Origin of the sequence: Nocardioides pini, assembly GCF_026712185.1 — a bacterium.
Taxonomy (GTDB): Bacteria; Actinomycetota; Actinomycetes; order Propionibacteriales; family Nocardioidaceae; genus Nocardioides; species Nocardioides pini.
This window is the reverse complement of record NZ_JAPPUX010000002.1, coordinates 1-26,926: the sequence shown is the minus strand read 5'-3', so window position 1 is coordinate 26,926 and position 26,926 is coordinate 1. Positions and strand designations below refer to the sequence as shown.

Annotated in this window: 22 protein-coding genes and 1 rRNA gene; 4 read left to right on the top strand and 19 right to left on the bottom strand. The window is 73.3% G+C overall.

The features are described 5' to 3' along the window. Nucleotides 1-4: 4 nt before the first annotated feature. The 5 genes from scpB to NYO98_RS06370 form a co-directional block, all read right to left on the bottom strand. On the bottom strand, nucleotides 5-835 hold the full coding sequence (gene scpB, locus NYO98_RS06390; protein WP_268110719.1) for an SMC-Scp complex subunit ScpB: 831 nt from the start codon (nucleotides 833-835) through the stop codon (nucleotides 5-7). Further along, on the bottom strand, nucleotides 832-1,734 hold the full coding sequence (locus NYO98_RS06385; RefSeq protein WP_407673866.1) for a segregation and condensation protein A: 903 nt from the start codon (nucleotides 1,732-1,734) through the stop codon (nucleotides 832-834). The genes scpB and NYO98_RS06385 overlap by 4 nt, the downstream gene beginning before the upstream one ends. Next, nucleotides 1,731-2,072 (bottom strand): hypothetical protein, encoded by a 342-nt coding sequence (locus NYO98_RS06380; protein WP_407673891.1) that lies wholly within the window; start codon nucleotides 2,070-2,072, stop codon nucleotides 1,731-1,733. Before NYO98_RS06380 ends, NYO98_RS06385 begins: the two co-directional genes overlap by 4 nt. Before the next feature lie 2 nt (nucleotides 2,073-2,074). After that, nucleotides 2,075-2,983, bottom strand: a complete 909-nt coding sequence (locus NYO98_RS06375) for a ParA family protein (RefSeq protein ID WP_407673865.1) — start codon at nucleotides 2,981-2,983, stop codon at nucleotides 2,075-2,077. A gap of 407 nt (nucleotides 2,984-3,390) precedes the next feature. Beyond that, nucleotides 3,391-5,988, bottom strand: a complete 2,598-nt coding sequence (locus tag NYO98_RS06370) for a DEAD/DEAH box helicase (protein ID WP_268110715.1) — start codon at nucleotides 5,986-5,988, stop codon at nucleotides 3,391-3,393. A gap of 83 nt (nucleotides 5,989-6,071) precedes the next feature. On the opposite strand from NYO98_RS06370, the gene NYO98_RS06365 reads away from it, so the two are divergent. Beyond that, nucleotides 6,072-7,106 (top strand): ATP-binding cassette domain-containing protein, encoded by a 1,035-nt coding sequence (locus tag NYO98_RS06365; protein WP_268110714.1) that lies wholly within the window; start codon nucleotides 6,072-6,074, stop codon nucleotides 7,104-7,106. Beyond that, nucleotides 7,103-7,915 (top strand): ABC transporter permease, encoded by an 813-nt coding sequence (locus NYO98_RS06360; RefSeq protein WP_268110713.1) that lies wholly within the window; start codon nucleotides 7,103-7,105, stop codon nucleotides 7,913-7,915. The genes NYO98_RS06365 and NYO98_RS06360 overlap by 4 nt, the downstream gene beginning before the upstream one ends. Here the strand turns inward: NYO98_RS06360 and NYO98_RS06355 are convergent. The 4 genes from NYO98_RS06355 to NYO98_RS06340 all read right to left on the bottom strand — a co-directional run bounded on the left by NYO98_RS06355 (nucleotide 7,899) and on the right by NYO98_RS06340 (nucleotide 13,782). Further along, the gene (locus NYO98_RS06355; protein WP_268110712.1) at nucleotides 7,899-11,024 is read right to left on the bottom strand and encodes an ATP-binding protein; all 3,126 of its coding nucleotides are present in this window, start codon (nucleotides 11,022-11,024) and stop codon (nucleotides 7,899-7,901) included. The two genes, NYO98_RS06360 and NYO98_RS06355, sit on opposite strands and share 17 nt — an antisense overlap. Before the next feature lie 2 nt (nucleotides 11,025-11,026). Next, nucleotides 11,027-11,959 (bottom strand): site-specific tyrosine recombinase XerD, encoded by a 933-nt coding sequence (gene xerD, locus NYO98_RS06350; RefSeq protein WP_268110711.1) that lies wholly within the window; start codon nucleotides 11,957-11,959, stop codon nucleotides 11,027-11,029. Then, nucleotides 11,956-13,071 (bottom strand): alanine dehydrogenase, encoded by a 1,116-nt coding sequence (ald, locus tag NYO98_RS06345; protein WP_268110710.1) that lies wholly within the window; start codon nucleotides 13,069-13,071, stop codon nucleotides 11,956-11,958. Before ald ends, xerD begins: the two co-directional genes overlap by 4 nt. A gap of 78 nt (nucleotides 13,072-13,149) precedes the next feature. Beyond that, entirely contained in the window at nucleotides 13,150-13,782 is a 633-nt protein-coding gene (locus NYO98_RS06340) for an NUDIX domain-containing protein (RefSeq protein WP_268110709.1), read from the bottom strand. 69 nt (nucleotides 13,783-13,851) lie between these two features. Between NYO98_RS06340 and pepN the strand changes: the two genes are divergently transcribed. Next, on the top strand, nucleotides 13,852-16,308 hold the full coding sequence (gene pepN, locus NYO98_RS06335; protein ID WP_268110708.1) for an aminopeptidase N: 2,457 nt from the start codon (nucleotides 13,852-13,854) through the stop codon (nucleotides 16,306-16,308). A 118-nt stretch (nucleotides 16,309-16,426) separates the two neighbouring features. Here the strand turns inward: pepN and NYO98_RS06330 are convergent, their stop codons facing one another. Genes NYO98_RS06330 through NYO98_RS06295 form a run of 8 tightly spaced genes read right to left on the bottom strand, consistent with a single transcriptional unit; the run spans nucleotide 16,427 to nucleotide 25,020 of the window. Further along, nucleotides 16,427-18,121: a CTP synthase gene (locus tag NYO98_RS06330; RefSeq protein ID WP_268110707.1), complete on the bottom strand. Its 1,695-nt coding sequence runs from the start codon at nucleotides 18,119-18,121 to the stop codon at nucleotides 16,427-16,429. Between the two features lie 11 nt (nucleotides 18,122-18,132). Further along, the gene (locus tag NYO98_RS06325) at nucleotides 18,133-19,026 is read right to left on the bottom strand and encodes a copper transporter (RefSeq protein ID WP_268110705.1); all 894 of its coding nucleotides are present in this window, start codon (nucleotides 19,024-19,026) and stop codon (nucleotides 18,133-18,135) included. Next, nucleotides 19,023-20,222 carry a putative cytokinetic ring protein SteA gene (steA, locus tag NYO98_RS06320; RefSeq protein WP_268110704.1) on the bottom strand — a complete coding sequence of 400 codons (1,200 nt, stop codon included), beginning with the start codon at nucleotides 20,220-20,222 and terminating at the stop codon, nucleotides 19,023-19,025. The genes NYO98_RS06325 and steA overlap by 4 nt, the downstream gene beginning before the upstream one ends. Before the next feature lie 15 nt (nucleotides 20,223-20,237). Then, nucleotides 20,238-22,010 carry a DNA repair protein RecN gene (gene recN / locus NYO98_RS06315; protein ID WP_268110703.1) on the bottom strand — a complete coding sequence of 591 codons (1,773 nt, stop codon included), beginning with the start codon at nucleotides 22,008-22,010 and terminating at the stop codon, nucleotides 20,238-20,240. Next, the gene (locus NYO98_RS06310; RefSeq protein WP_268110702.1) at nucleotides 22,003-22,953 is read right to left on the bottom strand and encodes an NAD kinase; all 951 of its coding nucleotides are present in this window, start codon (nucleotides 22,951-22,953) and stop codon (nucleotides 22,003-22,005) included. Before NYO98_RS06310 ends, recN begins: the two co-directional genes overlap by 8 nt. Beyond that, complete coding sequence (locus NYO98_RS06305; RefSeq protein WP_268110701.1) at nucleotides 22,950-23,789, bottom strand: TlyA family RNA methyltransferase; 840 nt, start codon at nucleotides 23,787-23,789, stop codon at nucleotides 22,950-22,952. The genes NYO98_RS06310 and NYO98_RS06305 overlap by 4 nt, the downstream gene beginning before the upstream one ends. Before the next feature lie 6 nt (nucleotides 23,790-23,795). After that, on the bottom strand, nucleotides 23,796-23,990 hold the full coding sequence (locus tag NYO98_RS06300) for a hypothetical protein (RefSeq protein WP_268110700.1): 195 nt from the start codon (nucleotides 23,988-23,990) through the stop codon (nucleotides 23,796-23,798). A gap of 10 nt (nucleotides 23,991-24,000) precedes the next feature. Then, nucleotides 24,001-25,020, bottom strand: coding sequence for an HAD-IIA family hydrolase (locus NYO98_RS06295; protein ID WP_268110699.1), 1,020 nt, complete (start codon nucleotides 25,018-25,020; stop codon nucleotides 24,001-24,003). A gap of 48 nt (nucleotides 25,021-25,068) precedes the next feature. Between NYO98_RS06295 and NYO98_RS06290 the strand changes: the two genes are divergently transcribed. Next, entirely contained in the window at nucleotides 25,069-26,187 is a 1,119-nt protein-coding gene (locus tag NYO98_RS06290; RefSeq protein ID WP_268110698.1) for a DUF1015 family protein, read from the top strand. Here the strand turns inward: NYO98_RS06290 and NYO98_RS06285 are convergent. Continuing rightward, a complete protein-coding gene (locus NYO98_RS06285) occupies nucleotides 26,162-26,602 on the bottom strand; it encodes a single-stranded DNA-binding protein (protein ID WP_268110697.1) in 441 nt (146 codons plus the stop codon). The genes NYO98_RS06290 and NYO98_RS06285 overlap by 26 nt on opposite strands. A gap of 208 nt (nucleotides 26,603-26,810) precedes the next feature. Then, nucleotides 26,811-26,926, bottom strand: a 5S ribosomal RNA gene (rrf, locus tag NYO98_RS06280); the annotation flags it as partial.

Genomic DNA, 26,926 nt, shown 5'->3' with positions numbered 1-26,926 from the left:
GTCCTCATGCGATCTCGGTCCCGCCGTCCGGCTCGGTGCCGTCGCCGCTGTGCGGCGAGGCGTGCCGCTGGGGCTCGGGTCGGGGCTGGGGGGCGGGCGGTACGTCGACGGGCGCGGGCTCGTCAGCGGGCCGTTCGGCCGGCTCGGCCGGGGGCTCGGTCGGGGGCTCGGTCGGGGGTTCGGGGTCAGCGGGGGCGTCGAGGCCGGCGACGCTCGCCAGCTCGTCCTCGAGGTCGTCCATGTCGGGCAGGTAGGGCGCGAGCTCGGGGAGCTCGTCCAGCGAGGTGATGCCGATGCGCTCGAGGAAGTAGGTGGTGGTGCGGTAGAGGTTGGCGCCGCTCTGCTCGTCCTGGCCCGCCTCCTCGACCAGCCCGCGCGTCAGGAGCGTGCGCATGACGCCGTCGACGTTGACGCCGCGGATGGCCGAGACCCGTGCCCGCGACACGGGCTGCTTGTAGGCGACCACCGACAGGGTCTCCAGGGCAGCCTGGGTCAGGCGCGCCTGCTGGCCCTCCAGCACGAACGACTCGACGACGCCTGCGAGCTCGGGGCGTGAGTAGAACCGCCACCCGCCGGCGACCGAGCGCAGCTCGAAGCCGCGGCCCTGGTCGGCGTACTCGGCCGCCAGGCCCTCGAGCGCGGACTCGACCTCCTCGACCGGGTGCCCCACCACCGAGGCCAGGCGCACCGTGCCCAGGGGCTCGTCGGAGACCATCAAGATGGCCTCGAGCGCCGGGCGCAGCTCCGCGACCGGCACGTCGAGCGTGTCGCTCCCGGTGCCGGCGTCCTCGACGGGACCCGGGGCCGGCTGGGCGCTGTCGGGCTGCTCGCTCACTCGTCCTCCTCGGGCTCGTCGGCGGCTGCCGACGGCATGTCTGCATCATCGTCCGCCGGCGGGGCGCCGTCGAACTCGTCGTGGATGTCCACCTCGCCGTCCTCCGCGCCGGTCCAGCGCACGGTGAGCTCCCCGAGCGGGGTGACCTGGTCGAACGACACCGCCCCCTCGCGGAACAGCTCCAGCAGCGAGAGGAAGCGAGCCACCGTCGTCAGCCGGTCCGGGGAGTCGCCGCACAGCGCGCGGAACGTCATCGTGCCGCTGCGACGGAGCCGGTCGACGACGAGGTGGGCCTGCTCGCGCACGCTCACCTTGGCGGCGTGGATGTGCTGCAGCGACACCTCGAGCACCGGCTTCGGCTCCATGGCCCTCGCCGCCAGCCGGGCGAAATCGTCCAGCCCGATGCCGATCAGCACCTCGGGCAGCAGGGTGGCGAACCGCTCCTCCAGCCCGACCGCGCGCGCGTGCCGCAGCGACTCCGCGGCCAGCCGCTCGTCGAGCACCGAGGCCACCTGCTTGAACGCGCGGTACTGCATGAGCCGCGCGAAGAGCAGGTCGCGCGCCTCGAGCAGCGCGAGGTCCTCCTCGTCCTCGACGTCGCCCTGCGGCAGCAGCCGGGCCGCCTTGAGGTCGAGCAGGGTCGCCGCGACGACCAGGAACGACGTGGTCTGCTCGAGGTCCCAGGCGTCGCCCAGGTTCTTCACGTGGGCGATGAACTCGTCGGTGACCTGCGAGAGGGCGACCTCGGTGATGTCGAGCTTGTGCTTGGCGATCAGGCCCAGCAGGAGGTCGAAGGGGCCCTCGAAGTTGTCCAGGCGTACGGCGAACGCCGGGGCCTCGCTGCCCGGCTCGAGCGCGGCACCGGCCGATGGGTCCGGGGCAGCGGAGCGGCTGCTCACTCGTCGAGCAGCCGCTGCACCAGCGCGCTGTCGGCGCCCTGGGCCTCGAGGTCGGCGAGCACGAGCGCGAGCGCCTCGCGGACCAGGCGACCCCGGTCGACGGCGAGGCCGTGCTCGCGCCGGAGCGTCAGGCGGGCGTGCTCGATGTCGAGGAGCTCGTCGGAGGTGACGTAGACCGTCATCTTCTCGTCGTGCCGCACCCGGCCGCTGGGCTTGCGGGGCCCGGCCGGCTCGGCATCGTCGGCCACGGCCCGCACGCGGCGCTGGCGCGGCTCGGGCGCGGGCTGCGCGGACGCGGCGTCGGAGGTCGGCCGGAACAGGTCGTCCGCGGCCGGCATGCTCACTCGGCGGGCCACCGGGTCACCACCTCCTTGGCCAGCTGGCGGTAGGCGTCGGCGCCGGTCGACGACGAGGCGTAGGACGTGATCGGCTCGCCGGCGACCGTGGCGTCGGAGAACTTCACGGTGCGGCGGATGACGGTGTGGAAGACCTTGTCGCCCCACGCGGACACCAGGCGCTCCATGACCTCGCGGCTGTGGAGCGTGCGGCCGTCAAACATCGTGCCGAGCACGCCGTCGATCTCGAGCTTGGGGTTGAGCCGCTCGCGCACCTTGTCGATCGTCGTCTTGAGCAGCGCCACGCCGCGCAGCGCGAAGTACTCGCACTCCAGCGGGACGATGACGCCGTCGGAGGCGGTCAAGGCGTTGACGGTCAGGAGGCCGAGCGAGGGCTGGCAGTCGATGAGGATGACGTCGTAGTGCTCGAGCGCCGGGGCCAGCACCCGCTGCAGCGTCTGCTCGCGCGCCACCTCGTGCACCAGCTGGACCTCGGCGGCCGACAGGTCGATGTTGGAGGGCAGCAGGTCCATGCCCTCGATGCCGGACGGGACCACGACCTCGTCGAGCGTGGTCTCGCGGTCCATCAGCAGGTTGTAGATGGTCAGGTCCATCTCGTGCGGGTTCAGCCCCAGGCCGACGGACAGCGAGCCCTGCGGGTCGAAGTCGACGAGCAGCACCCTGCGCCCGAACTCGGCGAGCGAGGCGCCGAGGTTGATCGTGGTCGTCGTCTTGCCGACCCCGCCCTTCTGGTTGCACATCGAGACGACGCGGGCACCGCCGTGCTCGGTGACCGCCGGGGGCTCGGGGAACACCGGCATCGGACGCCCGGTCGGCCCGAGGGGCTTCTCGGCCTCGAGGGTGGTCGCGGCACGCGTCTCGATCGGACGCTCGAAGGGGATCGGCTGGGTCACGGTCTGCTCGTCTCGCGGGGTGGGGCCTGGCTGGGGGGTCTGCGGGTGCGGTGGCCGGACGAGCGGCGGCATCTCGGGGGCGCTGCTGCCCGTGCCCTGACCGGGGAATCCCGCACCGCTCATGTCTGCTCCTCGTCACATCCGTCGTGCATCGGCCTGGACCCCGATTGGACCACGCCGGGCACCTCGGACTTTGTCGACACGTCGACAGTCCGCAGACGAGTTCGGACGAGTCCGCTCGCGCACCGCGCGGGACTCTACGCGGTCGCCCACCTGGTCGGGCACGAGGCCGGGCGCGTGGCCGGGCACGTGGTCGGGCGCGAAGGTGGCGGCGTACGACATCACGCCGCCGCAGAAGGATGTCGTGTGCCGCCACCCTCACCGGACACGATGAACCGCCACCGGCCTCAGAGCCGCCGCATGGCGACGGTCGCGACCACCAGCTCGCCGGCGCTGTCGGTCGCGTCGCAGTCGACGACGGCGTCGATGACCCAGTCGTGGTGGCCCTCGGGGTCGTGGATCGTCTGGCGTACGTCGCGCAGGCGGGCGGTCGTGCCCTCCTCGGCGCCGACGGGCTCCCCCGTCCGCTCCTCCCCCACGACCAGCAGGTCCGGACCGCGAGCGTCGCCGTCGGTGAGGACGCGGTCGTGCTCGGCGTAGTAGTCCTCGAGCGCCGCGTCCCACACGGACCGGCCGACGACGACCTGCCGCGGCGGGTCGGTCCGGTCGGCCGCGGCGCGCTCGAGCCGTACGAGGCCGTCGAGGTCGTCGCGCGAGACGGCGTCCACCCGCGCCCACATGGCGTTGCGGACCATCACCCGGAACGGCCGCTCCTGCTTCGACAGCGGGCGCGGCGGGGGCGGCGGCTCGTGGTGGGCGACCGCGGAGGACGCGTGGTCGGGGTCCGACAGCGCCTCCCACTCGTCGAGCAGCGAGGAGTCGGTCTGGCGGACGGTCTCCCCCAGCCACTCGATGACGTCCTCCACCTCGGGCGCACGGTGCGTCTCGGGCACGGTCTGGCGCAGAGTGCGGTAGGCGTCGGTGAGGTAGCGCAGGACCAGCCCCTCGGAGCGGGCCAGCTGGTAGCGGCTGACGAAGTCGGTGAACCCCATCCCCTGCTCCCACATCTCCCGCACCACCGACTTCGGGCCGAGCGCGTCGTCGTGGAGCCAGGGGTGCGTCTGCCGGTAGGTCTCGTAGAGGGCCTCGAGGAGCTCGCGCAGCGGTTGCGGCCAGGTGATCTCCTCGAGCAGCGCCATCCGCTCGTCGTACTCGATGCCGTCGGCCTTCATCTCGCCGATCGCCACGCCGCGGGCGGCGTGCTGCTGCGCCATCAAGATCTGGCGCGGCGCCTCGAGGACGGCCTCGACGACCGAGACCACGTCGAGGCCGTAGGTCTCCGACTCGGGGTCGAGCACGTCGAAGGCGGCGAGCGCGAAGTGCGCGAGCGGCTGGTTAAGCGCGAAGTCGTCGGGCACGTCGACGCTGAGCACGTAGCGCCGACCGAGGTCGTCGACCTCCGGCAGCCGCGTGACGATGCCCGTGCGCACCAGCGAGCGCGACAGACGCAGCGCCCTCCGCGCCAGGCGCAGCTGCCCGCGCCGCTCCTCGTGGTTGTCCGTCACGAGGCGCCGCACCACGGCGAACGCGTCCTCCTCGCGAGTGAGGACGTTGATGAGCATCGAGTTGTCGATCTTCATCCGGCTGGTCAGCCGCTCCGGCACGCCGGCGACGAGCTTGTCGAAGGTCTGCTCGGTCCACACGACCGTGCCCTCCGGCGCCTTCTTGAGCTGCGCCTTGGACTTCTTCTTGCCGGCCGCCACCCGCGCGGCCGCCTTGGCCTTCGCCTGCTCGTTCTCGATGACGTGCTCGGGAGCCTGTACGACGACGTAGCCGGCCGTGTCGTAGCCGGCGCGACCCGCCCGCCCGGCGATCTGCTGGAACTCCCGGGTCCGGAGCACCCGTTGCCGGTTGCCGTCGAACTTGGCGAGGCCCGTGAAGAGCACGGTCCGGATCGGCACGTTGATGCCGACCCCCAGGGTGTCGGTGCCGCAGATCACGCGCAGCAACCCGGCCTGCGCGAGCGTCTCCACGAGCCGGCGGTACTTCGGCAGCATCCCGGCGTGGTGGACGCCGATGCCGCTGCGGACCAGCCGCGACAGGGTCTTGCCGAACCCGGCGCCGAACCGGAAGGCCCCGATCCGCTCCGCGATCGCCTCCTTGTCGACCTTCTTCGGCGGGTGCCGCAGGAGGTTGGTGGCGTGCTCGACCGCCGCGGCCTGCGTGAAGTGGACGACGTACACGGGGTCCTGGCCGGTCGCGACCAGCTCCTCGAGCGTGTCGTCGAGCGGCTCCATCGACCACCGGAAGCTCAGCGGCACCGGACGCTCGGCGTCGTCGACGACGGCGGTGTCGCGACCGGTGCGCCGCTTGAGGTCCTCCACGAAGAAGGACACGTCGCCCAGGGTCGCCGACATCAGCAGGAACTGGGCGTCGACGAGCTCGAGCAGCGGCACCTGCCAGGCCCAGCCGCGGTCGTGCTCGGCGTAGAAGTGGAACTCGTCCATCACCACGAGCCCGACGTCGGCCGAGCGACCCTCGCGCAGCGCGATGTTGGCCAGCACCTCCGCGGTGCAGCAGATGATCGGCGCGTCCGGGTTGACCGCGGCGTCCCCGGTCAGCATGCCGACGTTGTCGGCGCCGAAGACCTCGATGAGGGCGAAGAACTTCTCGCTGACGAGCGCCTTGATCGGAGCGGTGTAGAAGCTCACCTCGTCGCGGGCGAGCGCCGCGACGTGGGCGCCGACGGCGACCATCGACTTGCCCGACCCGGTGGGCGTCGCCAGCACGACGTGGTTGCCGCCGAGCAGCTCGATCACGGCCTCGTCCTGGTGCGGGTAGAGGTCGAGCCCCTGGTCGGCCACCCAGCCGGTGAAGGCATCGTAGACCGCGTCCGGGTCCGCGCCCGTCGGGACCCGCGTGTCGAGGCGCACTGGATCCAGCATGCGTCGATCCAACCACCCGCCGGTTTCAGCGCGGCAGGCGGCGTGGAACCGCGGTGAAACCACGCGGGCGGACAGTTACTCCCATGACCACACATCCAGGACTCGCAGTCCGCGCCTCCGCGCTCGTCAAGAAGTTCGGCGACCACCGCGCCGTCGACGGGATCGACCTCGAGGTCCACCGCGGCGAGGTGTTCGGCGTCCTCGGCCCCAACGGGGCCGGGAAGACGACGATGCTCCGCATGCTCGCCACCCTGCTCCACATCGACGAGGGTCGGGCCGGGATCTTCGGCCACGACGTCCGCACCGAGCCCCACGCCGTACGACGACTGCTGGGCGTCACCGGGCAGTACGCCTCCGTGGACGAGAACCTCACTGCCACCGAGAACCTCTGGCTCTTCGCGCGGCTCCAGGGCCTCGGGCGCACCGAGGCCCGCACTCGCGGAGCCGAGCTGCTCGAGCAGTTCGACCTCACCGAGGCGGCCAGCAAGCCCATCTCGGCCTTCTCCGGCGGCATGCGGCGCCGTCTCGACCTCGCCGCCAGCCTGCTCACGCGGCCGCCGCTGATCTTCCTCGACGAGCCCACCACGGGCCTCGACCCCCGCACCCGCGGGCAGATGTGGGACACGATCCGCGACCTCGTCCGCACCGGGTGCACCGTCCTGCTCACGACCCAGTACCTCGACGAGGCCGACCAGCTCGCCGACCGGATCGCCGTCATCGACCGCGGTCGCAAGGTCGCCGAGGGCACCGCCGACGAGCTCAAGTCGTCGGTCGGCCAGTCGACCCTCCAGCTCCAGCTGGCCGACGCCGCCGACCTGCCGGTCGTGGCGGACGAGGCTCGGCGGCTGGTGCGCGAGGAGGCGGTCCTCACCCCCGAGGCACGACGCGTCAACGTGCCGCTGACCCGCACCGACCAGGCCGTCGACGTCCTCGTCGCCCTCCGCGACCGCGGGATCGCCATCGAGTCGGTGACCGTCCAGAAGCCGTCGCTCGACGAGGTCTTCCTCGCGCTGACCGGCCACGACACCCACGACACCCACGACACCGAGGACCCCCAGGACGGGGCCGCGAACCGCGGCGCCGACCTCCCCGACCCGCAGATGGAGGACGCCCGATGAGCACCCTGACCGTCACCGACCCCGCCGACGTCGACACCGACCGCGTGGGGGTGGCCGAGACCCTCACCCAGACGATGACCCTGGCCTGGCGGGCGACGATGAAGATGCGCCGCAGCATGGAGGTGATGTTCGACGTCACCATCCAGCCGCTGGTCTTCACGGGCATGTTCGCCTACATCTTCGGCGGCGCGATCTCCGGCGACGTGCAGAGCTACCTGCCGCTGATCATCCCCGGCCTCATCGGTCAGACCGTGCTGACCGCGTGCGTGGCCACCGGCGTCCAGCTCCGCACCGACATGGACACCGGGGTCTTCGACCGCTTCAAGGTGCTGCCGATCTCGCGCCTCGCGCCGCTGGCCGGCCCGATGGTGGCCGACCTGCTCCGCTACTTCATCGCCTCGGTGCTGACCTTCGCCGTCGGCATCGCGATCGGCTACCGGCCGGGCGGCGGCGTGCTCGGCGTCGCCGGCGCCGTCCTCCTCGCCATGCTGGCGGGCTGGTCACTGGCGTGGATCTTCACGCTGTTCGGGATCGTGGGCCGCAACGCGCAAGGAGTGCAGGCCATCTCCCTGCTGGTGATGTTCCCGCTGACGTTCCTCTCCAACGCGTTCGTCCCGACCGACACCATGCCGGAGCCGCTCCAGACCTTCGCCGAGCTCAACCCGGTCTCCCTGGTGATCACCGCCCTTCGCGACCTCGCCAACGACGGCGCCGTCACGGCGGGCGTCGGCTGGGCGCTGCTCGGCTGCACGGTCATCATCGCCGTCTTCGCACCGCTCTCGGTGCGGGCCTTCAACCGGCGGATGTGACCTGCCAGGCGCGCCGCAGGCGGTCCACCGCCGCGGCCGCGCCGGGCACCAGGTCGGGGCCCGGGCGGTCGGCCAGCTCGACGACGAGCGGGCCGATCCGTCCGGGCTGGACGGCTTCCGCGAGCTCGACCATGGGCTCCCACGCCATGACCGGGATGCTGCGGTTGTAGGCCCAGCGGTGCGCGACGGCGAGCAGGTGCACGCCGTCGGCGTGCTGCTCGGCCGGCCCGAACCTCAGCACCCACGCGGCCAGCGCCACCAGCAGCATGCCGTTGAGCGGGAGGTCGGTGAACCACAGCGTGCCCTCCGGGGTGCGACCGGACGGGCCGGCGACGAGGTCGCGCAGCTCGTCGGCGCGTGCGTCGGGCGAGGCCGTGCCGTAGCGGACCCGGCTGACGAGGGCGGCGGACGACGCCAGGGCGACCCATGGCGAGGCGCCCGGCCCGACGCCCGGGGTGTCGCCGTCGGTCACCAGGTCGACGACGGCGTCGTAGCGCCGGAGCGCCTCCGCGTGGTCGCCGCGCGCCAGGGCGACCTCGGCCTGGGCCGTCTGCCACGTGAGGCGCGCGCCGACCTGCGCGGTGTCGCCGTCCGGCGGGCCGAACCGCTCGAGGAGGGCCTCCGCGGCATCGGCGTCCCCGTCCAGCAGCGGAGCGAGGGCGGTGGCGACCTGGAGGCTGTAGGCATCGGTCACCGAGTGGATCCGCTCGAGCAGCGGCCAGGCCACCTCCGCGTGACGCGCCGCCCGGTGGTGGTCGCCCACGGCCATCGCCAGCTGGCTCAGCTCGGCGTGGAGCGAGGCGAGGAGGTACGGCGGCAGCGGTCCGTCCAGGGCCGCCTCGGCGTACGCCCGGGCCGCGCCCACGTCGCCGTCGTTCTCCGAGACGATCGCCGCCCACAGCAGCAGCGCACCCGCCATCGCCGGTCTCGGCTCCTGGGCGGCGACCTCGGCCAGGCGTGCGGGCGTCGCCCCGTCCGCGACGTGGACCGTGTGCCCGATCAGCCCCCACACGCCGGTGGGCCGCTCGCCCTGCAGGAGCAGGTCGCGCAGTCCGCCGAGGTCGACCCCCGGCATCCAGCTCAGATGGATCATCAGCACGCCGGCGGCCTCCTGGGCATGCCGTCGCAGATCGGGCGGCACGTCCCACCCGGAGAGGAGCTCCGACGCGGCGTCGCAGACGGCGAAGATCCTCGGCTGGTCGCCCGTGACGGTCCAGAGGCTGCCGAGGAGCGCCGCGAGCCGGGCGACCATCTCGCGGTCGGCGGTCGCGAGGGCGTGCCGGAGCACGTCGGTGAGGTTGTTCTGCTCGCGCACGAGCACGTCCACGAGCGCGACCTGGTCGTCGGTGACGACGAGGTCCTGGCACCGGTCGGACAGGTCGCGCGCCCACCGTCGCTGCGCCTGCCCCGCGGCCTCCTCCTCACTGCGGGCGGCCAGTCGGGCGGCGGCGTACTCGCGGACCGTCTCGAGCGCCCGGAAGCGCGTGGTGCCGCCGTCCTCGGTGACCACCAGCAGGGACTGCTCGACGAGCGCGTCCACCAGGTCGGGGCCGTCGGGGCCCAGCACCGACACGGCCGTCGCCCGGTCGAAGCCGTCCTGGAAGACGGAGAGCCAGGCCAAGGCCCGCTGCTCGTCGGCGGCCAGCAGGTCCCACGACCAGGCGATGACCGCCTCCAGCGTGCGGTGGCGGTCGGGAGTGGTGCGGTCGCGGCTGCGCAGCGCGGCGAACCGGTCGTCGAGCGCGGCGGCCACCTCGGCGACCGTCATCGTCCGGACGCGCGCAGCGGCGAGCTCGACGGCGAGCGGCAGCCCGTCCAGCCGGTCGACGACGTCGCGCACCGCGACCGGGTCGAGCACCGCGTCCGGCCTCGTCGCGGAGGCGCGCTGCACGAACAGGTCTCCCGCGTCGGAGGCGGAGAGCTGGCTCAGCGGGACCGCCCGCTCGGCCGCCAGCCGCAGCGGGGCCCGGCTGGTGGCCAGCACCTGCAGGTCGCGGGTCGTCGCGAGCAGGAAGGCCACCAGCGCGGCCACCGGCTCCAGGACGTGCTCGCAGTTGTCGAGGACGAGCAGCGTCGGCCCCGCGTCGAGCTCCTGCGCCAACCGGCTGCGTACGTCGGCCTGCTGGGCAGCCGTCAGCGCGAGCCGGGTCGTCACGGACCCGCGCACGCCGAGGGCCGCGCCGACCGCCACCACCACGTCGTCGCCCGCGCCGACGCCGACGAGCTCCACCACGTGGACGCGGGGCAGCATCGACTCGCGGGCCAGCACATGGGCGATGCTCGTCTTGCCGATGCCACCGGGGCCGAGCACGGTGACCAGCCGCGACGCGGCGAGCGCCGAGCGCAGGCGGTCGAGGTCCTGCTCGCGACCCAGCAGCCCGGTCGCGTCGTACCGCACCCCGGTCCGCACCGGGTCGTCGGCGGCCAGCAGCTCGACGTGGAGCCGCTGGAGGGCGGGCTCCGGGTCGACGCCGAGCCGGTCGACGAGGTCGGCCCGGTAGGACTCGAAGCGCGCCAGCGCGGTGGCGGGGCCGGCCGTCGCGGCCTCCGCGCGCAGCAGCGCGAGGAGGACCTCGGCGTCGTCAGGACGCCGCTCGTGCGCCGTCGTGAGCCCGTCGAGCGCCTCGGCGTGCCGACCCAGCCGCGCGGCGGCCAGCGCGGCGACCTCCCGCGCGGTCGTACGTCGCTGCTCCGCCGCGAGCCGCAGGTCGGCGAGCGGTCCCGCGCCGGGGACGGCCACGTCCATCGCCGCCACCGACGAGGCCAGGCGGAACGCCTCGGCGGCATCCCCGGACGCGAGCGCGGCGCGGGCGCCGGCGAGGTGCGCGGCCTGCGTGCGGGCGTCGACGTCCTCGTCGGCCAGGCCGAGCCGGTAGCCGCCCTCGACGCGCTGGACGACGTCCGGCGCGGTGGCCGAGCGGGTGCGGGAGACCAGCACCTGCAGCGCCTTGGCGGGGTGAACGGGCTCCGCGTCGGGCCAGATCTCCCGGACCAGCCGACCGTCGCCGACGCCTGCCGGCTCTGCCGCGAGCACGGCGAGCAGCGCGCCGACCCGCTCGCCGGGCAGCGGCACGCCGTTCCACGAGACCCCGTCGAGCAGCCGCAGCACGGCTACTCCCGCGCCCGCGGGTGGGCGGTGGCGAAGACCTCGCGCAGGTTGTCGACGGTGACGAGCGTGTAGACCTGCGTCGTGGTCACGGACGCGTGGCCGAGCAGCTCCTGGACGACGCGCACGTCGGCGCCCCCGTCGAGCAGGTGGGTGGCGAACGAGTGCCGCAGCGTGTGCGGGGAGACCGACGCGGTCACGCCGGCCCGCTCGGCGGCCTTGACCAGCACCGCCCACGCGCTCTGGCGCGACAGCCGGCCGCCGCGGGAGTTGAGGAACATCGCCGGGCCGCCCTTGCCGGCGCCGACGAGCTCGGGACGCGCCCGCGTGAGGTAGGCGGCGACGGCGTCCCTGGCGTAGCCGCCCACGGGGACCAGCCGCTCCTTGCCGCCCTTGCCGCGGAGCAGCACCGTGCCGTCGACCTGGTCGAGGTCGTCGACGTCGAGCCCGACGGCCTCCGAGATGCGCGCCCCGGTGCCGTAGAGCAGCTCGAGCAGGGCCCGGTCGCGCAGGGCGAGGACCGTGTCGGGGGCTCCCGCCGCCTCCAGGATCGCCTCGACGTCGGACAGCGGCAGCGCCTTCGGCAGCCGCTTGGCAGGGGTGGGCGGCTTGACCGCGGCCGCCGGGTCGGCCGTCGCCAGGCCGTCCGAGACGGCGAACCGGTGGAAGCCGCGCACGGCCACCACCGTCCGCGCCGCCGACGTCGCGCTCAGCGGCGGGTGGGCCTCGCTCCCCTCGCGCAGGCTGACCAGGAACGCGGCCACCGTCGCCTCGGTGACCGCGTCCAGGTGGTCGATGCCCTGCCCGGTCAGGAACTCGTCGTAGCGGGCCAGGTCACGGCGGTAGGAGCTGAGGGTGTTGGCCGCCAGCCCCCGCTCGACCGCCAGGTGGTCGAGGTAGGTGCGGACCGCGCGGTCCAGCCTCGCCCCAGAGCTCACCCGAGGACGGTATCGAGGTCCACCGACTCGATGCCCACGGCTTGCCCGACCGGCGCGTTGGTGAGCTCGCCCGCGTGGGTGTTGAGGCCGAGCGCGAGGCTGCGGTCGTCGCGCAGCGCCTGCTGCCACCCCTTGTCGGCGAGGGCGACGGCGTAGGGCAGCGTCGCGTTGGTGAGGGCGTACGTCGAGGTGTTGGGCACCGCGCCGGGCATGTTGGCCACGCAGTAGAACACCGAGTCGTGCACCGCGTAGGTGGGGTCGTCGTGCGTGGTGGCGTGGGAGTCCTCGAAGCAGCCGCCCTGGTCGATGGCGATGTCCACGAGCACCGAGCCGGGCTTCATCCGGGACACCAGCTCGTTGCTCACCAGCTTGGGGGCCGCGGCGCCCGGGATGAGGACGGCGCCGATCACCATGTCCGCCTCCATCACCTGCTGCTCGATGGCGAGCTTGGACGAGGCCAGGCCGTGCACCCGGTTGTTGTAGCGCCAGAACGACATCCGCAGCTTGTCGAGGTCGGTGTCGAGGAGCGTCACGTCGGCACCCATGCCGAGCGCGATGTTGGCGGCGTTCTGGCCCGAGACGCCGGCGCCGATGATGACGACCTTGGCGTTGGCGACGCCGCCGACGCCGCCCATGAGGACGCCGCGACCGCCGTTGGCCTTCAGCAGCGCGTGGGCGCCGACCTGCGGGGCGAGGCAGCCCGCGACCTCCGACATCGGGTAGAGCAGCGGCAGCCCGCCCGACGGCAGCTGGACGGTCTCGTAGGCGATCGCGGTGACCTTGCGCTGCATCAGCTGCTCGGTCAGCGGCTTGTCGGCAGCGAGGTGGAGGTAGGTGAAGAGGGTCTGGCCCTCCCGCATCCGCTCGTACTCCTCGGCGACGGGCTCCTTGACCTTGAGGACCATGTCCGCGGTGCCCCACACGTCGTCGGCCGTGTCGAGCAGCGTGGCGCCCGCGGCGGCGTACTCCTCGTCGGGGATCTGCGAGCCCTCGCCGGCCGTCTTCTGCACCACGACCTCGTGGCCGTGCTGGACGAGCTCGTGCACGCCGATCGGGGTCAGGGCCACGCGGTACTCGCGATTCTTGACTTCCTTGGGTACGCCGACCTTCATGCCTTGCTCCTCGGGATCCGGGCGTCCACCACGTCGTGGCCCGCCTCACAGCGAGGGCGAGACTACTCCCGGGACGCCCTACGCGGCGTCGAGGGCCCCTCGGCGCCGGAGGACGTCGTACGCCAGCACCGCCTGGGCCAGCGGCCCCTGCCGCACCCGCCCCTCCAGGACGGCCTCGAGCAGCTCGGCCATGGGCACCCAGAAGCGCTCCATCTCGGCCTCCTCGTGCTCCATCTCGAAGTCCCCGCGCGGCGCGTGGGTCAGCCCGCGGGCGAGGAAGATCTCGTGCACCTCGGTGCTGATCCCCGCGCTGCCGTAGGTGCTCAGCAGCAGTCGCCAGTCGGAGGCCTCGAGCTCGACCTCCTCACGCAGCTCGCGCTTCGCGGTCTCGACGCTCGGCTCGTCGCCGGCGTCCCGCAGACCGGCGGGCAGCTCGACGAACTCGCGCTGGTTGGTGTGCCGGTACTGCCGCAGGCACATCACCCGCTCGTCGTCGTCCACCGCCAGCACCACGACCGCGCCCGGGTGCTCCAGCGTGAGGCGGCTGAACTCCTCGGGGTGGCCCGGACGGGTGATGACGTCCTCGCGCAGGGCGACCACCCAGTCGTCGCGGTGCAGGTCGTGGCTCGACACCACCGGCCACGTCATCGGGCGGTCGGCGAGCTCGTCCGGTCGGTCGTGCGCTCGGTCGGGGGTGGTCGCGTCGGTCATGCCCCGACGCTAGCCCAGCGAGCGGCGTCGGTTGAGAGGGCGATGGACAGGGTGAGTAGGTTCGCCTCCATGACGTTGTCGACCCTCACCACGCACGAAGCGAAGACCCGGTCCGACCTCCTCGAGGTCCAGCGCTACGACATCGACGTCGACCTGACCGGCCTCCTCGAGGGCGAGGTGTGGCGCTCAACCAGCACCATCGCCTTCACGTGCTCGGAGCCCGGCGCCACCACCTTCGTCGACGTCGCGATGGACGTGGTCCGCGCGAGCCTCAACGGCGAGGAGGTCGACGTCTCCGCCGCGGCCGACGGCCGGCTGCCGCTCCCGGCCCTCGCGGCCGACAACGTCCTCGTGGTCGAGGCGAGCACCACCAACACGGCCACGGGCGAGGGCATCCTCCGCACGGTCGACCCGACCGACAAGCTGGTCTACGTCTGGACCAGCCTCGAGCCCGACGAGGCCCGTCGCGTCTGGGCCTGCTTCGACCAGCCCGACCTCAAGGCGCCGCACCGCTTCGTCGTGACCGCACCGTCGTCGTGGCTGGTCACCTCCAACGGCGCACCCCAGTCGGTCACGGACGTGGACCCCGACCTGGCCGTCGACGCGCGCGTGTGGACGTTCCCCGACACCCCCCGCCTGTCGACGTACGTCGTCGTGGTCAACGCGGGCCCGTTCCACGAGGTGCGGCAGCAGCACGACGGCTACGACCTCGGCTTCTACTGCCGGCAGTCGCTCAGGTCGATCCTCGAGCGCGACCTCGACGAGATGGTCACGCTCACCCGGCAGGGGCTGGCGTTCTTCGGCGAGCGGTTCGGGTACCCGTTCCCGCAGGAGCGCTACGACCAGGTCTTCGTGCCCAACCTCGGCGGTGCCATGGAGAACTGGGGCTGCGTCACCTACGGCGACGGCCAGCTCTTCCGCACTCCCCCGACCCACGCCCAGCGCGCCGTCCGGGCCGAGTTCATCTTCCACGAGATGGCCCACATGTGGTTCGGCGACCTCGTGACGATGCAGTGGTGGGACGACCTGTGGCTCAACGAGGCCTTCGCGTCCTGGGCGGCCAACTGGGGCATGGCCCGCGCGAGCGAGTTCACCGAGCAGTGGGCGACTTTCCTCGCCGCCTTCAAGCGCACCGCCTACGAGATGGACATGAGCCCCGCTCGCCACCCCATCCGCAGCGACGTGCCCGACGTGTCGTCGGCGATGTCCAACTTCGACGCCATCACCTACGTCAAGGGCCAGAGCGTGCTGCACCAGCTCGTCGCCTACATCGGCGAGGACGCGTTCGTGGAGGGCCTGCGCGACTACTTCAGCCGCTACGCCTTCTCCAACACCCGCCTCGACGACCTGATGGACTGCTACTCGCGGGCCTCCGGCCGCGACCTGACGGCCTGGACCAAGGCGTGGCTCGACGAGGCCGGCACCGACGTGATCTCGCTCGTCGACGGCGAGCTCGTCGTGGAGACGAACGACGGCCAGGAGCCGCGTCCGCACCGGCTCGACGTCGCCGTCTTCGACGCCTCGGGCGACGCCCTCGTGCCGGTGGGCCGCTCCTCGCACGAGGTGACCGGTCGGCGCACGCCCGTCGAGCTGCCCGAGGGCGACCTCCGGCTGGTCAACGCCGGCGACTACACCTTCGCCGCCGTCAAGCCCGACCCGACCTCGCTGCGGCTGATGCTCGAGCGCGTCCAGCAGCTCGACGACCCGCTCGACCGCGCGCTCGTCGCGGCCACCGCGGGCCAGCTGCTGCTGCTCGGCGACGTCGCCCCCCGCGACGTGTCGGGTGCCCTGACCCGCGCCCTGTCCACGGAGACCAGCCCGGCGCTCGTCGAGCCGTTCCTGGCCCAGGCCCTCCAGGTCGCCGACCGGTGGGCGCCGGCCGACGAGTCGCCCGGCCTCCTGGCCGCGCTGGCTGACGCGGTGGTCGGGCTGGTCGACGTACCCGACGCTCGCCAGGCCGCGCTGCGCACCCTCGCGGCGTCCGCTTCCGCCGACGAGCACTGGGCGGTCCTCCAGGCAGCCGCCGACGAGGCGACCGACCTCGACCTGGCCTGGCGGATGGCCGTACGCCGGGCCGAGCTCGGCGACTACGACGAGGACGCCGTACGCCGCCTGCTCGAGTCCGACCCCGACCCGGACGCCGGCATGCGCCGCCTCGCGGTGCTCGCCGCGCGTCCCGACGTCGAGGCCAAGGAGGAGGTCTGGCGGGCGTTCTTCGTCGACTACGCCGTGCCGGCGAGCCGGGAGACCCTCGTGCTGGGCTCGACGTTCTGGCGGCCCGGCCAGGCCGAGCTCCTCGCTCCGTTCGCACACCGCTACCTCGAGGAGCTGCACACGCTCAAGGGCGGCCTGCTGAACCAGGGGCTCACCATCCGGGCGATGTACCCCCTCGGCGCGGGCGACGAGTCCTTCCTCGCTGCCGCCGAGGCTGCGGCCGACGACACCAGCCTGATCGCCTACGCCCGCAACCAGCTCCGCGCGAACTCGTTCGTGCTCGGCCGGATCCTGCAGGCCCGCCGCCTCTGACCGGGCACTTCCTCGCGCTGCCAGGCGCCGACCGGGCACCTCCTCGCGCTCAGAGGCGCCGACCGGGCACTTCCTCGCGCTGGGAGGCGCCGACCGGGCACTTCCTCGCGCTGGGAGGTCAGTCCTCGGCGCCCTCGTCCTTGCGACGCAGGCCCGACTCGTCGAGCGGGAAGCGCTCGGACCGCTGGCGCTCGATGGCCGCACCGACGAGCCCGGCGAACAGCGGGTGCGGGCGCGTGGGACGCGAGCGCAGCTCGGGGTGCGCCTGGGTGGCGACGTAGTAGGGGTGCACGTCGGCGGGCAGCTCGACGAACTCGACCAGGCCCAGCTCGGGGTTGACGCCGGAGAACACCAGGCCCGCCCGGGCCAGGGTCTCGCGGTAGGCGTCGTTGAACTCGTAGCGGTGGCGGTGCCGCTCCTCGACGGTCGCGGAGCCGTACGCCGCCCGCACCACGCTTCCCTCGGCGAGGTCGGCCTTCTGCAGGCCGAGCCGCATCGTGCCGCCGAGGTCGCCCGCGCCGTCGACGTACTTCTTCTGCTCCTCGATGGTGGAGATCACCGGCTCGACGGTGTCGGGGTCGAACTCCGTCGAGCCCGCCTTCGTGAGGCCCGCCATGTTGCGGGCGTACTCGATCACCATGCACTGCAGGCCCAGGCACAGCCCGAGCGTGGGGATGCCGTGCGTGCGGGTGTAGTGCAGCGCACCGAGCTTGCCCTCGATGCCGCGCACGCCGAAGCCGCCCGGCACGAGCACGGCGTCGACGTCGGCCAGGTGCTTGGCCGCGCCGGCCTCGGTCTGGCACTCGTCGGAGGCGACCCACCGGATGTGGACCTTGGCGTCGTGCGCGAAGCCACCGGCGCGCAGCGCCTCGCTGACGGAGAGGTAGGCGTCGGGCAGGTCGATGTACTTGCCGACGAGCGCGACGGTGACCTCCTCGGACGGGTGGTGCACGCGGCGCAGCAGGTCGTCCCAGTCGGTCCAGTCGACGTCGCGGAACGGCAGGTCGAGGCGGCGTACGACGTAGGCGTCGAGGCCCTCGCGGTGCAGGACCTTCGGGATGTCGTAGATCGACGGCGCGTCGGCGGCCGTCACGACCGCCTCGTCGTCGACGTCGCACATGAGCGCGATCTTGCGCTTGATGCCCTCGGGGAGCTCACGGTCGGCGCGGCACACGATCGCGTCGGGCTGGATGCCGATGGAGCGCAGCGCGGCGACGGAGTGCTGCGTGGGCTTGGTCTTCAGCTCGCCGGACGGGCCGATGTAGGGCACCAGCGACACGTGGATGAAGAAGCAGTTGTCGCGCCCGATCTCGTGCCGGGTCTGGCGGGCCGCCTCGAGGAACGGCAGCGACTCGATGTCGCCCACTGTGCCGCCGACCTCGGTGATGACGACGTCGATGTCCGGACCGCCCATCGCGAGGATGCGGTCCTTGATCTCGTTGGTGATGTGCGGGATGACCTGCACGGTGTCGCCGAGGTAGTCACCGCGGCGCTCCTTGGCGATCACGGTCGAGTAGACCTGACCCGTCGTGACGTTGGCGATCTGGTTGAGGTCGGTGTCGAGGAACCGCTCGTAGTGACCGATGTCCAGGTCGGTCTCGGCACCGTCGTTGGTCACGAAGACCTCACCGTGCTGGAACGGGTTCATCGTGCCGGGATCCACGTTGAGGTAGGGATCCAGCTTCTGCATCGTGACGCGCAGACCGCGCGCCTTCAGCAGGTTACCCAGGCTGGAGGCGGTGAGCCCCTTGCCGAGGGAGGAGGCGACGCCTCCGGTCACGAATACGTGCTTGGTCGGCGTGCGGCTCTTCACGGGCTTTTATCCTACCCGAGGGGGACGGGGCCGTCCGCACCCGACGCACCGAACGCACCGCCCGGAGTCGTCAGGGAGCGCTGGAGGGTGAGGACCGTCGCGACGCGTCCGGCGGCGGTGTCCACCCCGTCGAGCGTCGCCACTGCGGCCGAGGCCGGGTCGGCACGGAGGCGGCCGAGCTGGCCCTCTCCCCCGTCGGCGGTGACGCCCGCCACGACCACGCCACCCGCCTGGGCCGCCAGTCCCTGGGCGAGCCCGGCGAGGATCGCGTCGGAGCCCTCGTCACCGGCGTCCGTGCCCAGGACGAGCAGCACCAGCGGCGAGCGCTGCGCGACCTCGCCCGGCTTCGCCATCAGCCCGGCGCCGCTCACGGCGTCGACGATGGCCCGGGCCTTGCCGTTGACGTCGAGGCCCTCGGCCTCCTTCGTCGCCACCGCCAGACCGATCAGCTGACCGATGCGGTCGTACGTCGACGCGTCCGCGGCGACGTCTCCCTCGGCCTGCTGGGTCAGCAGCTGGCTGCCGAGCGTGTCGACCAGCGACTTCTGGCCGGGGTCGACGAGGTCGTCGGAGAGGTCGTAGCGCGCGCTGACGGTGCCGCCGGCGGCGGACACCTGCTCGGTGAGCGCGGTGACGACCTGCTCGTCGGCTCCCGGCACCGTCACGACGGCGACCGAGCGGTCGGCGAGGCGGCCGCTGACGGTCGCCGGCCCCAGGGCGGAGACGACGCTCTCGGTGTAGTCGGTCTGGGCGCGGTCGTCCGCCGGCGCGGGCTCCCGCTCGCCCGACGAGGTCGCGACGGTCGGGCCGACGTCGGAGAGCGGGCCGCCGCCCAGGACGATCCCGGCCGCGAGGGCGAGGAACACGGCGACGATGGTGAGCAGGTGGTGACGCAGGGTGATCACGGAAGGATTCCTCGGACGTTGTCGATCAGGTCTGACGTGGTGCTGGTGACGGGCGGCGACAGCTCGTCGACCCACTGCTGGCCGACCGGCGTGACGCTGACGGCGGCGGCGAGGGTGAGCACCCCGGCGACGAGGACGCCGACGAGGTGGCGCGGGCGGACCGCGCCGTCGTAGAGCCTCGGCACGGCTGCCGCGTCCACGAGGTCGGGGCCGAGCTTGAGGCGGGTCAGGAACGTGCTGGCGAGGCCGCTGCGGCGTCGGTCGAGGAACTCGTCGAGCGTGGCGTGCATGCCCACGCCCACGATCAGCGCGGCCTCGCGCGCCGAGGCGAGCAGCAGGGCGGCGTCCTCGGTCGTGGCCGACGTCTCGAAGCGGAGCGGACGGATCCCGAGCCGCTCGAAGGGCTCCGTCGCGCTGCGCGGGGCCCCGCGCTCGACGAGGACGACGACGTCGCGGGCACGCCTCAGCACCGCGGCAGCCGGCAGGTCGTCGGACCGGCCGGTCACCACCACGACGTCGGGATGGTGCCCGGCGCTGGCCAGGGCGTCCGCGCCGCGGTCGACACCGACGAGGACCGGTCGCTGCTCGCGCACGAAGGGCTTGATGCCGCGCAGCTCCTCCTCCCACCCGTGGGACCGCACGGCCACCACCACGGGGCGTCCGGCCATCTCGGTGGCGGTGCGCGGCACTCCGTGGCCGTGCAGCAGGAGGTCCTGCTCGCGGCGGAGGAACTCGGTGCTGTTGTGGGTGAAGCTCTCGAGCTGCGCCGAGAGCCCGGTCCGGGAGCGGTCCATCTCCGAGGCGACGAGGTCGAGGGTCAGCTCGCGGCCCTCGGCGACCTGGTCGTCACCGGCGTGCACCGTGGCCCCGTCGACACGGACGGCGGCTCCGTCGCGGACCCGGTCGAAGACCTCCGGCCCGACGCTGTCGACGACCGTGAGACCGGCCTCGACGAGCAGCTGCGGGCCCAGGTTGGGGTAGCGGCCGGAGATCATCGGGCTGGCGTTGACCACGGCCACGACGCCGGCGTCGACGAGCGCCTGGGCGGTCGCCCGGTCCATGTCGAGGTGGTCGAGGACGGCGACGTCCCCCTCGTGCAGCCGGCCGAGGGCACTGGCCGTACGACGGTGGACCCGGGCGGGACCGTGCACGCCGGGGAGGGCGGGGGCTTGGCGGGAGCGGACTGCGAACTTCATGACCGCGCCATGGTGTCAGCCGCGGGTGGGCCTCTCGGGGAGGCACGCCCGCTCGGGCGCGGCGGCCTCGAGCAGCTCCCGGGCGTGGGCCCGCGCGCTGTCGGAGTCCTCGACGCCCGCGAGCATGCGCGACAGCTCGCGCTCGCGGTCGTCGTCGTTCAGCGAGACGAGGCCCGAGGTGGTGACCGACCCGTCGCTGGACTTGTGCACGACCACGTGCCGGTCGGCGTAGGCGGCCACCTGCGGGAGGTGGGTCACCACCAGCACCTGCGACGTGCGCGCGAGCGCGGCAAGCCGCCGCCCGACCTCGATGGCGGCCTTGCCGCCGACGCCGGCGTCGACCTCGTCGAAGACGAACGTCGGGACGGAGCCGGTCTCGGCCAAGGACACCTCCAGCGCGAGCATCACCCGCGAGAGCTCGCCACCGGACGCGCCCTTGTGCAGCGGGCGGGCGTCGGCGCCGGTGTTGGCGGCGAGCAGGAACTCCACGTCGTCGACGCCGTGCACGCCGGCTCGCAGCCAGCGGCCGTCGACCAGGAGCTGGGGCCCCGCCGGGGTCGCGGGTGCGGGTGTGCCCTGCTGGGTGACCGCGATCGTGACGGTGGCGTGCGGCATCGCCAGGGAGGTCAGCTCGTCGCTCACCGCCTCGCCCAGCCGTCGCGCGGCCTCCTGGCGCTGGGCGCTCAGGGTTGCGGCGAGCTCGCCCAGCTCGGCACGGATGCGGTCGCGGCGCGACTCCAGCTCGGCGATCTGGCCGTCGGTGTCCTCGAGGTCGAGCAGCCGCTTGGCGCCGTCCTCGGCCCAGGCGAGCACGTCGTCGATTGTGTCGCCGTACTTGCGGGTCAGTGCCGTCAGCGCCGCGCGCCGCTCGGACACGGCCGCGAGCCGTGCGGGATCGGTCTCGAGGGACGCGGCGTAGGACGCGACGTCACCGGCGAGGTCGACGAGCAGGTGGCCCAGCTCGGCGAGCCGGTCGGCGAGCTCCCCCGCGGCCGGGTCGTGGTCGCGGACGCCCTGGAGCGCCTGCCGCGCCGCGCTGGTCGTGGCGAGGGCGTCGGGGGCGCCCTCCTCGCTCGAGAGGGCCTCGCGGGCGGTCTCGGCGGCCGTGCGCAGCGTGTCGGCGAAGCCGAGGCGCGTCTCCTCGGCGGCGAGCTCGGCGTCCTCACCCGGCCGTGGATCGACGGCCTCGACCTCGCCGAGGCCGAACCTCAGCTGGTCGGCCTCCCGCGCGCGCTCGCGGGCGGATCCGACGACGTCGGCCAGGGTCCGCTCGGTGACGACGAGCTCGGCCCACAGGGCGGCGTACGACGACGCGGTCGCGGCCAGCGCCTCACCGCCGAACCGGTCGAGCGAGGCGCGCTGGGCGCCCGATCGGAGCAGGCGGTGCTGGTCGGACTGGCCGTGCACGGCCACGAGGGGCTCGGCGACCTCGGCCAGGGCCGCCACCGGCACCGACGCGCCGCCGACCCACGCGCGGGAGCGCCCCTGGGCAGCGACGTTGCGGGCCAGGACGACCTGGTCGTCCTCCACCTCCCCGCCGGCGTCCTCGACGGCCGCGCGGAAGCCGTCGAGGTCGCTCGCGGCGACGACGCCCTCGACGCGCGCCTGCTTGGCGCCCGAGCGCACCGCGCCCGAGTCGGCCCGGCCCCCGAGCAGCAACCCGAGCGCCGTCACCACCATCGTCTTGCCGGCACCGGTCTCTCCCGTGATGACCGTGAGGCCGGGCCCGAGCTCGAGCGTCGAGGACTCGATGACGCCGAGCTGGCTGATCCGCAGCTCCTCAAGCATCGGCGTCCCCGTTGTCCCGGCGCCGCCGCTCGGCGGCGCCGCGCCACCCCTCGACCGGCAGGTCGAACTTGGCCACGAGACGGTCGGTGAACGGCGCGTGGTGCAGCCGGACGAGACGGACGGGCCGGGCGCCCCGGCGTACCTCGATGCGGGCACCGGGCGGCAGGTCGACGGTGCGCCGACCGTCGCACCACAGGACACCGGAGCCCTCGGTGTTGGAGAGCACCTCGACGGCGAGCACCGAGGTGGGGGCCACGACCATGGGTCGGGCGAAGAGTGCGTGCGCGCTGAGCGGGACCATCAGCAGCGCCTCGACCTCGGGCCAGACCACGGGGCCGCCGGCGCTGAAGTTGTAGGCGGTCGATCCCGTCGGGGTGGCGCAGACGACGCCGTCGCAGCCCCACCGGGACAGGGGGCGCCCGTCGACCTCGACGACGACCTCGAGCATGCGCTCGCGGGCGGCCTTCTCGACGCTCGCCTCGTTGAGCGCGAAGGTGGAGAACCGCACCTCCTTGCCCACGAGGACGCAGACGTCGAGGGTGAGGCGGTCCTCGGCGGTGTAGTCGCGCGCGACGATCGCGGCGATGGTGGACTCGACGTCGTCCTGCTCGGCCTCGGCGAGGAACCCGACGTGGCCGAGGTTGACGCCGAGCAGCGGCGTGCTCGTCGCATGGGTGATCTCGGCGGCGCGGAGGATCGAGCCGTCACCGCCGATGACGAGCACCAGCTCGCACCCCTCGCCCGGCTCGTCGTCGGCACGCGTCGTCTCGACCAGCCCGTCGACGTCCGCCAGGTCCAGGTCGGCTGCCTCGTCGGCCAGCAGCCGCACGGCGATGCCGTGGGCGGTCAGGCCCTTGACGCAGGCCCGGGCCACGTCTCGCGCCTCGGCCCGGCCGGTGTGGGCGAGCACCAGGACGCGGCGCTGGAGGCTGGGGGTGGTCACGGGTCCACCCTCTCACCCGCCACCCCCATCGACCCGGCACGCTCGACCTCGGCGCGGATCTCCTCGGCGCCGATCAAGGCCGGTCCGCGACGCAGGAGGAGGAAGAACTCGACGTTGCCGGACGGGCCGGGCAGGGGGCTCACCGTGACGGCCACGGCGCCCCAGCCGCGCTCGGCGGCGAGGTCGGCGATCGTGGTGACCGCCTCGGCACGCAGCGCGAGGTCGCGCACGACGCCGCCCTTGCCGACGCGCTCCTTGCCGACCTCGAACTGCGGCTTCACCATCAGCGCCAGCGCGCCGTCCTCGCGGGTCACCGACAGCAGCGGGTCGAGCACGAGGGCGAGGGAGATGAAGGACAGGTCGCCCACCACGAGGTCGACCGGCTCGCCGATCAGGTCGAGGGTGAGCTCGCGGATGTTGGTCCGGTCGTGGACCTGCACCCGCTCGTCGCTCTGCAGCGACCAGGCGAGCTGGCCGTAGCCGACGTCCACGGCCACGACCTCGCGCGCCCCGGCGCGCAGGAGCACGTCGGTGAAGCCGCCCGTGGAGGCGCCCGCGTCGAGGCAGCGCTTGCCGTCGACGGTGAGTCCGTGGTCGGCGAACGCCTCGAGTGCGCCGGCCAGCTTGTGCCCTCCGCGGGAGACGTAGTCGACCGACGTGGGGTCGTCCTTGACCACGATGGCGACGTCGGTCGTCACGCCGGTCGCCGGCTTGGTGGCGGGCGCACCGGAGACCGTCACCCGGCCGGCGGCCACCAGCTCGCTGGCGTGCTCGCGCGAACGGGCCAGGCCGCGGCGCACGAGCTCCTGGTCGAGCCGCAGACGTCTGGGGGGCACGGTCGTTCAGTCGCCCCGGTGGTCGCCGGACGCGTCGGGCCCGTCGGACCGCGCGTCGAGGGCGCGGCGCAGCTGCTCGTGGGCGCGCTCGAACACCGCCACGTGCTCGGCGACGGGTGCGTCCGCCAGCGCCGCGACCTCGGCCAGGACGCGGTCGACCGACTCGACGCCGGTCGGCTCGTGGTCGGGCAGCTCGGTCATGGCCGCGAGCCTACTCGGCGCCGAGGCGCCGGACCGGCCCGGGCGGCGTCGTGTCGGAGACGTCGGCGGGGTGTCCCACCTCGTCCAGGTGGCGCCAGCACGCCGTGGCCGCGACCCGCCACCAGTCGGCGTCGCTGCCGTCCCCCTGGACCTTCAGCCGCCCGTCCTCCACGCTCGCGGTCCAGCCGCCGAGCGCGACGGTGGCGCCCTCGACGGACGGCACGGGCTGCGGCTCGAACAGGCCCGCCAGCGTCGGGGAGACGTACGTCGGTCGCAGCCGGGGCGGCGCGGCAGCCAGCTCGTCGAGCCACGTCACGCCGGTGAGGACCAGCAACGAGGGGGCATCGATCGCGCGGGCGCCCTCGATGTCGGTGTCGAGACGGTCGCCCACCATCAGCGGCCGGTCGCCGCCGACGCGCCGGACGGTCTCCTCCATCAGGGGCCTCTCGGGCTTGCCGGCCACGGTGGCCTCCACCCCCGCGAAACCCGTGATGGTCCGCACCAGCACGCCGTGGCCGGGCGCGAGGCCGTAGGGGGTCGGGATCGTCAGGTCCGTGTTGCTCGCGACGTAGGGCAGGCCGTCCCGCACGAGCGTCGAGACCCGCATGATGTCTCGCCAGCGGACGTCCGGGCCGTAGCCGCTCGCGACCGCGACGGCACCATCGGGATCCTCCACCGGCTCGAGACCTGCTTCGAGCAGTGCCACCCGCAGGCCCTCGCCCCCGAGCATCAGCACCCGGGCGCCCGCGCCGTGCTCCTCGGCCAGCAGCCGTGCCGCGGCCTGCGCCGACGTGACCACGTCGCCCGCCGACGCCGCCACGCCCACCTTCGTGAGCTTCTGCGCCACCTGGTCAGGCGTGCGGGAGGCGTTGTTGGTCACGAACGCGACGTGGCGCCCCGAGTCCCGCACCCGGTCAATCGCCTCGGGCACGCCGTCGATCGCCTCACCTCCGACGTAGACCACGCCGTCGAGGTCGAACATCACCAGGTCGTGGGCATCGACGAGGGCCGTCGTGGACTCCTCGAGCATGGCGCACCCCTTTCCGAATTGTGACGAGCGTCCCCCTACGATGCTCCGATGGACCTCGCCACCGTCGTGCCTCCGTACGTGGCGAAGCCCCTCGAGCTGCTCCCGTTCCGGGCAGTCATGCTGTCCCCGAGCCGGGTGGGTGACCCCGCCTCCGCGCGAGCACTGGCGCGACCCTACCGCGACGTCGCCGCACGCCTCCTGCAGTGGATCGACCGCGGCGACGCACGCTCCGACACCTCGCCCGCCCTCTACCTCCACGAGTACACCTCGGGCGGACTCACCGTCCGCGGGCTCGTCGGCGCCCTGCGGGTGTCCGAGCGAGCCGACACGTTGGCCGACCGCGCCGTCTGGCCGCACGAGGCGATCCACCCCGAGCAGGCCGGCGAGCTGGCGGACCGGATGCGGCAGATGGACCTCAACCCGGCGCCCATCCTCCTGGTGCACCACGGTGGGCAGGAGCTGCGCGAGGTCGTCGACCGGATCGCGGGCGCCGAGCCCGACTGGCGCTACCTCGACCGGGCGGGCCAGCGCCAGCGGCTCTGGGCCGTGCGGGACGAGCAGGTCGTCGCGACGATCGGTGAGCTGATCTCCCGCAGCCAGTGCCTCCTGGCCGACGGCCACCACCGCTACGCGGCCTACCTGCGGCTGCAGGAGGAGCACCCCGGCACACCGTGGGACGCCGGCCTCGCCATGCTCGTGGACCAGGACGACACTCCCCTGTTCCTCGGGGCGATCCACCGGACCCTGCCACGGGTCGGCCTCGACGTCCTCGTCCAGGCCGCTCGTGACGCGGGCGCCGAGGTGACCGCACGGTCACGCCAACGGGCCCTCGACGCCCTCGACAGCACGCACCTGGTCCTGACGGACGGCGAGACGTGGTACGCCGTGGCACCGCTCGGCCTCGACCGCGAGGCGGCGGTGTCGTGGCTCCATGACCATGTCCTGCCGCGGCTGCCCGTGCCGCCCCCGCGGCTCGAGCACCACCACACGGTCGACGAAGCGCTGGGCGCCACCTCCCCCGCTGCACCCGCAGTGCTCCTCCCGAGCCCCGACTTCGACCAGGTCAGGGCCCTCGTCGAGTCAGGCGGGCTCCTGCCGGAGAAGGCGACCTCGTTCCAGCCCAAGCCCAGCCTCGGCGTGATCATGCGGCCGGTGCACGACGGATGATCCTCGCTGAGGTAGCCACGACCTCCACGCGCGACCTCGTCGCTCCCCCGGCCTGGTAGAAGCGGCAGCAGACTGCGCCGGCGACCTCGACCGTGTCGCCGGGTCGCCAGCCGGCGATGCGCCGGCGCAGGACGGCGCTCCACGCGGAGCACGGGATCGAGTCCACCCGCTGGTTCGACGTCGACCCGGTCTTCGCCGCCCCCGGAGATCGCGGCACCGAGATCCGGAAGCTGACGAGCGCGTCGCCGCTCGGCAGGTCGACCAGGACCGGGACGCTGGTCAGGCGGCCCACGAGCCGCACCTCGTTCGTGCCCTCGAGTCCGTCATCAGCGCCGTCGCTCACCTGGCGGCGGCGAGCAGCCACCGTGGCCGCTCGCCTCTTCGTCGTGCCTGTTGCCGTGTCCGTTGTGGTCATCGTGCACCTCCTGGGAGACGACTGTGTCTCCTCGGTGCGACAGGTGGTGGTCCAGACCGCTGGGGCCTGTGGAGAACCCGGCGGCGGGTCCTCCTGTGGACGGTGAACGGCCAGGAAGGCAGCAGCGCGGCGGCGTCTCGCGACCTGCGAGAGCCCCGGAAATGCAGAAGTGGGGCCACCCGAAGGTGACCCCACTTCCACAATGTTTGTCCGGCGGCGTCCTACTCTCCCACAACCTCTCGGTTGCAGTACCATCGGCGCTGAAAGGCTTAACTTCCGGGTTCGGTATGGGACCGGGTGTTTCCCGTTTCGCTATGGCCGCCG